This is a genomic window from Stutzerimonas stutzeri (assembly GCF_013522825.1).
GTDB classification, from domain to species: Bacteria; Pseudomonadota; Gammaproteobacteria; order Pseudomonadales; family Pseudomonadaceae; genus Stutzerimonas; species Stutzerimonas stutzeri_AK.
On sequence record NZ_JAAMQZ010000072.1, the window covers coordinates 1 to 7,544 of the forward strand.

At 65.7% G+C, this 7,544-nt stretch carries 7 protein-coding genes and 1 pseudogene; all 8 read left to right on the forward strand.

What is annotated here, in order from left to right; translation table 11 throughout:
* Positions 1–1,568, forward strand: a pseudogene (locus G7020_RS23265) (conjugal transfer protein TrbE); the annotation flags it as partial.
* Positions 1,565–2,308 (forward strand): P-type conjugative transfer protein TrbJ, encoded by a 744-nt coding sequence (gene trbJ / locus G7020_RS23270; protein ID WP_003092277.1) that lies wholly within the window; start codon positions 1,565–1,567, stop codon positions 2,306–2,308. The pseudogene G7020_RS23265 and the gene trbJ, both read left to right, overlap by 4 nt.
* Before the next feature lie 12 nt (positions 2,309–2,320).
* Positions 2,321–2,647, forward strand: a complete 327-nt coding sequence (locus G7020_RS23275; RefSeq protein ID WP_181087195.1) for a hypothetical protein — start codon at positions 2,321–2,323, stop codon at positions 2,645–2,647.
* Positions 2,644–4,011 carry a P-type conjugative transfer protein TrbL gene (gene trbL, locus G7020_RS23280; RefSeq protein ID WP_014603537.1) on the forward strand — a complete coding sequence of 456 codons (1,368 nt, stop codon included), beginning with the start codon at positions 2,644–2,646 and terminating at the stop codon, positions 4,009–4,011. Before G7020_RS23275 ends, trbL begins: the two co-directional genes overlap by 4 nt.
* An 18-nt stretch (positions 4,012–4,029) precedes the next feature.
* A complete protein-coding gene (gene trbF, locus G7020_RS23285) occupies positions 4,030–4,734 on the forward strand; it encodes a conjugal transfer protein TrbF (protein WP_001211312.1) in 705 nt (234 codons plus the stop codon).
* Positions 4,731–5,723: a P-type conjugative transfer protein TrbG gene (gene trbG / locus G7020_RS23290; protein WP_000776560.1), complete on the forward strand. Its 993-nt coding sequence runs from the start codon at positions 4,731–4,733 to the stop codon at positions 5,721–5,723. Before trbF ends, trbG begins: the two co-directional genes overlap by 4 nt.
* Positions 5,724–5,725: 2 nt before the next feature.
* Positions 5,726–7,006, forward strand: a complete 1,281-nt coding sequence (locus G7020_RS23295; RefSeq protein ID WP_003092274.1) for a TrbI/VirB10 family protein — start codon at positions 5,726–5,728, stop codon at positions 7,004–7,006.
* Positions 7,003–7,248, forward strand: a complete 246-nt coding sequence (locus G7020_RS23300) for a DUF2274 domain-containing protein (RefSeq protein ID WP_000108283.1) — start codon at positions 7,003–7,005, stop codon at positions 7,246–7,248. The genes G7020_RS23295 and G7020_RS23300 overlap by 4 nt, the downstream gene beginning before the upstream one ends.
* The last annotated feature ends 296 nt before the right edge of the window (positions 7,249–7,544 follow it).

Genomic DNA, 7,544 nt, shown 5'->3' on the forward strand with positions numbered 1-7,544 from the left:
CGATCTTTCAGCAGGAAAGCCCGCTGGTCGATACCGATGCCAGCAACAAGGCCGCCGACGCCGATGCCGCCTTGCAGGAGCTGGGCAGCGATCAAGTCGCCTTCGGCTACCTCACCGCCACGGTGACGGTGCTCGACGCCGACCCGGCCGTGGCCGACGAGAAGCTGCGCATGGTGGAGCGCGTCATCCAGGGCCGGGGTTTCGTGACCATCCCCGAAACCCTCAACGCAGTCGATGCCTGGCTGTCGTCCGTCCCCGGCAACGCATACGCGAACGTGCGTCAGCCCATCGTTTCGACGCTGAACCTGGCGCACATGATGCCGATGTCAGCGGTATGGGCTGGGCCGGAGAAGAACGAACACCTCGATGGCCCGCCGCTGATCGTCACCCGCACCGATGGCGCGACGCCGTTCCGGCTGGTGACGCACATCGGCGACGTGGGGCACACCCTTGTCGCCGGGCCGACCGGCATGGGCAAGTCGGTGCTGCTCGCCATATTGGCCATGCAGTTCCGGCGCTACTTCGGCTCGCGGATCTTCGCCTTCGACATGGGGCGCTCGATGCGCGCCACCATCCTCGGCCTTGGCGGTGAGCACTACGACCTCGGTGCCGATGGCGGCATCGCCTTCCAGCCACTCGCGCGAATAGCCCACGAGGGCTACCGCACCTGGGCCGCCGAATGGGTGGAGGGCCGGCTGCTGCACGAAGGCGTGACGGTCGGCCCGGACGAGAAGGCTGCCATTTGGTCGGCGCTGCGAAGCCTTGCCGGTGCGCCAGTGGAGCAGCGCACCATGACCGGCTTGTCGGTGTTATTGCAGTCCAACGCGCTGCGCCAAGCGCTCGCGCCCTATGTGTTGGGCGGCGCCCACGGCAAGCTGCTGGACGCTGACCACGACCGGCTGGGCATGGCCGACGTGCAGGGCTTTGAGATGGAAGAACTGATGCACAGCCCCGCCGCCGTGCAAGCAGTGCTGCGCTACCTGTTCGCCCGCTTCGACGAACGTTTTGACGGCGCGCCCACGCTGCTGATCCTCGATGAAGCGTGGCTGTTCCTCGATGAGCCGTCCTTCGCGGCCCGCATCCGGCAATGGCTCAAGACGCTCAGAAAAAAGAACGTCAGCGTCATCTTTGCCACGCAGTCGCTGGCCGACATCAAGGACTCGACCATCGCGCCAGCCATCATCGAAAGCTGCGCGAGCAGGATCTTCTTACCTAACCCGCAGGCCACCGAGCCGCAGATTCGCACGATCTACGAAGGCTTCGGCTTGAACAGCCGCCAGATTGAGATCGTGGCGACCGCACAGCCCAAGCGCGATTACTACTACCAGTCGCGCCTCGGCAATCGCCTGTTCGACCTCGACCTGGGGCCTGTCGCGCTCGCATTCGCGGGCGCATCCACCCCTCAAGACCAACGCGATATTGACCGCGTGCTGACGCAGGCCGGCGCTCCCGGCTTCGCCGGCGCGTGGCTGCGCCATCGCGGCCTCGGCTGGGCCGCCGACCTGCTGCCGTCCGCTCCGGCGGCAGCTTCCTTTCTCGCTTCTCAACCGCTGGAGGTTTCACCATGAAGACCAAGCCCCGTTTGCTCTCTGTCTCACTCGCTGCCGTGCTGTCGGTATCGCTGCTGGCCGTGCAGCCCGCATCCGCGCTGACGGTGTTCGACCCGTCCAACTTCGTGCAGAACACGCTGACCGCCGTGCGCACGCTGGAACAGATCAACAACCAGATCAACCAGCTTCAGAACGAGGCGCAGATGTTGATGAACCAGGCCAGGAACCTGGCAAATCTCGACTTCAACATCGTCAACCGCCTGCGCTCGACGCTCGCCACCACCGAGCGCCTGATCGCCGAGGCGCGCGGCTTGGCCTACGACGTGCAGAGCATGGATGCCACGTTCGCCCGCCTGTACCCGGAACAGTACGCCGCCACCATCAGCGGCGACCGCATGGCACAGGACGCCCGCGAACGCTGGCAGAACACCTTGAACGGCTTGCACACCGCGATGCGGATGCAGGCGCAGGTGTCGCAGAACCTCGCCCAAGACGAAAGCGCGCTGGCCGATCTCGTGAGCCAGAGCCAGTCGGCCACCGGCGCGCTGCAAGCGATGCAGGCGACGAACCAGCTCCTGGCTTTGCAGGCCAAGCAGTCGATCCAGGCGCAGCAGCTCCAGATCACGCAAGACCGGGCCGCTTCACTGGAACTGGCGCGGCAAGCGGCGGCTATGGAGCGCGCCCGCGAAGTGCGGCGGCGCTTTCTGGGCACCGGCACGCCGTACACGCCGCAGTCCGTCAACTTCTATAACAACTGACCGGAGGCGGCCATGCGATGCGCTTCCGTCCTGATGGCCGTGCTGCTGACCGCGTGCGGCCAGCAGCCGGCCGAGAACCTGGCCGACGCCCTGGCCGCAGATCCGGTGCGGCTCAAGGCGTTGCGCGGGCAATGCGCGGCCGACCGGCAGGTCGTGGGCGAGGATGCCTGCCGCGCCGCCGCTGAAGCCTTCCGGCGGCGCTTCTTCGCCGGCCATACCGGGCCGGATGAATACAACTCGCTGGCTGAACTCCCGCCGATTCCGCCGAGCTTCGATACGCCCGCAGATGAATTGCCAGAGGGCGCCGTTCCGCTCACTCCGCCCGAGGATTCGCCATGAACGACGTGACCATCATCGACCGTTTCCTCGATACGTTCTCGCGCTACATCGACTCGGGCTTCGGCTTATTGCAGGGCGAAGTGGCATTTCTCACCGCCACGCTCATCGTCATCGACATGACGATCGCTGGCCTGTATTGGGCCATGAGCCACGCCACCGGCCAGGGCGACGACGTGATCGCCAAGCTGCTGCGCAAGGTGCTCTATGTCGGCGCGTTCGCCTACATCATCGGCAACTTCAACTGGCTGGCGAGCATCGTGTTCCGCTCGTTCGCCGGCTTGGGAATTACCGCTACCGGCTCGGCCATCACGATGGAGAACTTCCTTCAGCCGGGCCGGCTGGCGAAGACCGGCATCGACGCAGCCGCGCCGATTCTGGAACAGATCGGGGACATGGCTGGGTTCCCCGAGGTGTTCGTGAACATCGACCCTATCGTGGTTCTGTTCATCGCCTGGCTGGTGGTGATCCTCTGCTTCTTCGTGCTGGCCGTACAGCTTTTCATCACGCTGATCGAGTTCAAACTGACTACGCTCGCCGGCTTCGTCTTGATCCCGTTTGCACTCTGGAACAAGACCTCGTTCCTCGCGGAAAAGGTGCTAGGCAACGTGGTGTCGTCAGGCATCAAGGTCTTGGTGCTGGCCGTCATCGTCGGCATCGGTTCAGGCCTGTTCGCCGAGTTCCAGGTGCATCCCGACGAACCATCCATTGACCACGCGCTGGTCGTGATGCTGGCCTCGCTCGCGCTGCTGGCGCTGGGCATTTTCGGCCCCGGTATCGCCACCGGCCTGGTGTCCGGTGCGCCACAGCTTGGTGCGGGCGCGATGGCTGGTGCTGCGGTCGGGGCTGTCGGCACCGGCGTTGCCATCGGCGCCGCCGCAACGGGCGTGGGCGGCGCCGTCATGGCCGGGGCACGAATGGCCCCGGCGGCCGCAAAGCTGGCCGGTGCCGGTGCGCGTGCCGCGACTTCGGCGGCCGGCAGTGCCCGATCGGCGTTCCAGGCCGGTTCCGCTGCGGCCGGCGGCGGTGCCAAGGGCGCGGCGGCTGGCCTCGGCAATGTCGCCAAGACTGGCGCACAAGCCGCAGGCCGCAGCGTCACCTCTGGTGCTTCCGCTGTTGGGCAGAAGGTGGCCGACTCCTTCCGCGCTGGCTGGAACGGCACAGAAGCCGGCAGCGACGGTGCTGGCCCCGGCCAGACCGCAGACGGCACCGCAGGCTCGCAGAAGCAAGAGCAACCGGCCTGGGCCAAGCGGATGCACCGCCGCCAGCAGGCTACCCATGCCGCGACTACTGCCGCCCACACGCTGCGCGGCGGCGACGGCGGCGGCTCCGGGCAAGGCCCGAGCCTGCGGGATTCCGATACCTAACCTTCAAGGAGAACACCCATGCGATTCAAACGACCGCAGGTGCGCTACGCCGATACGCCGCAGCCTGCCACCCCGTATCAAGCCGCCGCCCAGGTGTGGGACGACCGTATCGGCTCCGCCCGCGTGCAGGCGAAGAATTGGCGCCTGATGGCCTTCGGCTGCCTAGTGCTCGCGCTGTTGATGGCCGGCGGCCTGGTGTGGCGCTCGGCGCAGTCCATCGTGACGCCCTATGTCATCGAGGTCGATCAAGCCGGGCAGGTGCGCGCCGTGGGAGAGGCCGCCACGCCGTACCGGCCCGGCGACGCGCAGATCGCGCACCACCTGGCGCGCTTCGTGACGCTGGTTCGCTCGCTGTCCATCGACCCCATCGTGGTGCGGCAGAACTGGCTCGATGCCTACGACTACACCACCGACAAGGGCGCGGCGGTGCTCAACGACTACGCCCGCACCAATGACCCATTCGCCCGCATCGGCAAGGAATCGGTAACGGTGCAAATCACCAGCGTGGTTCGCGCGAGCGACACGTCTTTCAACGTGCGCTGGACAGAGCAGCGCTATGTCAACGGTGCGCCCGCCGGCACCGAACGCTGGAACGCCGTGCTTTCGACCGTCCTGCAAACCCCGCGTACTGAACAGCGCCTGCTCAAGAACCCATTGGGTATCTACGTCAACGGCCTGTCATGGAGCCGCGAACTGGATTCTTCCGAAGGAGCCAAACCATGAAACTTCGTTTCCGCCTTTACGTTGTTCCTTTGACGCTGCTGGCCCTCGCGGGCTGCGCCTCGCAGGGGAAGCCGCCGCCATCCATCTCGCTCGACGAGACGGTGCTGGCCCAGCCGTTGCCCGAACCGCCCAAGCCCGTCGAAGTCGTCGCCGTCCCTGAACCGCTGGCGCTGCCGGCGCAGTTGAAGCCCCTGCCGGAACTCGATGAGGCCCCCGTTGCGCCGGAGCCGGCCGACGAAAAGGTGCGCGTTTCCCGTGCCAATGCAGAAGCGCGTATCGCGCCTACCCGTGAGGGCTACGTCAACGCGATTCAGGTGTGGCCGTTCACCGATGGCGCGCTTTATCAGGTCTATGCGTCGCCGGGGCGCGTGACGGTGGTTTCGCTTCAACCGGGCGAGGAACTGGTAACGGTCGCCGCCGGCGATACCGTGCGCTGGATCGTGGGCGACACGTCCAGCGGCGGCGGGGCCGATCTGCGCGTCAATGTGCTGGTCAAGCCTATCCGCTCCGGTCTGAAAACCAATCTCGTCATCACCACCAGTCGGCGCACCTACCTGCTGGAGCTGACCTCGACCGAGAGGGCATGGATGGCGTCGGTGTCCTGGGACTATCCGAAAGACCGAATGCTCGCGTTGCAGCGCCAGGCGCAGGCAGCGCAGGCAACAACGCCTGTCGATACGGGCCTGTCGCTGGACAAGATCCGCTTCCGCTACGCGGTATCGGGCAGCAACCCGCCGTGGAAGCCTCTGCGCGCCTTCGATGATGGAGAGAAGGTCTATATCCAGTTCCCGCCGGGCATCGCCCAGGGCGAGCTGCCGCCGCTGTTTGTCATCGGCGCGCAGGGCGACGGGCAACTGGTGAACTACCGTTTTCGCTCGCCGTACTACGTCGTGGATCGCCTGTTCGGCGCGGCCGAACTGCGGCTGGGCGGCGATGGCGGCGACGTGGTGCGGATCGAGCGCACCGATGGTGTTGCACGGAGGAACTGACCATGAGCCAGGATGACACTCCCGACCTTGCCGCGCCGCAGGCGGACAAGGTGGCGCCGGAGGCAGTGGCGCTGCGCGCCCAGCCGCGTCCAGTCACACGCCTGAACCGGCGCTCGCTGGCCATCCTTGCCGGCGTCCTAGCGGTCGCCGTGCTCGGCGCGCTGATGTGGTCGCTGCAACCTCATCGACGCAGCACAGGCGAGCAGACCGAGCTTTACAACGTCGATCGCGTGTCAAAGTCGGAAGGACTGGATGCGCTGCCGACGGACTATTCCAAGCTGCCGCCGGCGTTGCTGCCTGCCGTTCCCGAACTAGGGCCACCGCTGCCGGGCGATCTTGGCCCGGCTATCGTGAAGTCGCAGCAACCGGCGACGGCTGCCTACGCGGCCCCCGGTCACGACCCGAACGATGCCCTGCGAAAAGAAGCCGAGGCGGCCGCGGCCTCGTCCGTGTTCTTCCGCTCGGGTGGGCAGAATGCGGCGCCGGTAGCGCAGACACAGGTGGCCGCTGCGCCGGGCTTCGCCGCCAATGCGGCGTTTGACCCGCTGGCGGCCGGGCCGGCCTCCACGGCGGCCCAACCTGCTGACCCGACAGCGGTGCAAAACCGGCAAGACCAGAAAGAGGCTTTCATGAAAGCTGGCCCCACTGAAACCCGTAATTCCGGCAATCTGACTCTGCCAATTTCGCCGTATCAGGTTATGGCCGGAACAGTGGTCGCAGGTGCCTTGGTGACGGGCATCAAGTCGGACTTGCCCGGCGACGTGATCGCCACGGTGACGGAGCCGGTCTATGACACAGCCACCGGGCGCTTCCTGCTGATTCCGCAGGGTTCGCGCATCCTGGGCAAATACAACAGCCAGGTCAGCTACGGGCAGAGCCGCGTTCAAGTCGTCTGGAACCGGATCATCCTGCCGGACACGTCTTCGCTCACGCTCGACAACCTGGCCGGCACCGACCCAGCCGGCTATGCCGGGCTGGAGGACGATGTGGACTACCACTGGGGCCGCATCTTTGCCGGTGCGGCACTCACCACGCTGCTGGGCGTCGGTGCCGAGCTGGCCGCGCCGGAGAACCGGCAGGATGGTGATCGCGTCATCATCGCTGGGCGCGACAGCGCGCAGGACAGCATCAATCAGGTCGGCCAGGAGATGACCCGGCGCAACCTCAACATCCAGCCGACCTTAACGCAACGGCCGGGCCTGCCGGTTCGCATCATCGTCAACCGGGATCTGGTGCTGCGGCCGTACCAGCCGCTGTTCTTCAACCGGGGGACTTCACGATGAGCACGACCAAGAAGCTGCGGCTCGGCCCGCTGCCGAAGACCGAGAGCACCAAGCTGACTTTCGTTTGCCCGACCAGCTTGAAAGTCGACCTCGACCGCTACGCCGCGCTACACGCGCAGGCGTATGGCGAGGCCGTTGATGCGGCGACGCTGATCCCGCATATGCTGGAAGCGTTCATGGCGGGGGATCGAGGATTCAGGAAGGGCACGGCGACCCGCAGCACACCACCGAAGCCGCCATGATTGCACCGCATGCTATTCAACGGCATCCATCGAACGCGCAGCCCAGGCTGCGCGTTCTTCATTCTGGATGCCGCCGAGCCTGTTGGGCTATGATGATGCGACAGGCCCGCCGTTCCTCGGCAATCCAGCACTACACAGTGCGATGCGGCTTTCTCTCCCAACGCTCCTATGTCGCTCCTAGCCGACAACGCCGCTCTTCTTCTAAGCGGCCCCGAAAGGAGCTAACCTACTGTCCCATATACGGTTTCAAGTCCTTCTTGATTTGCGCGAAAGAATTGACACCGGCACTTTTTTGT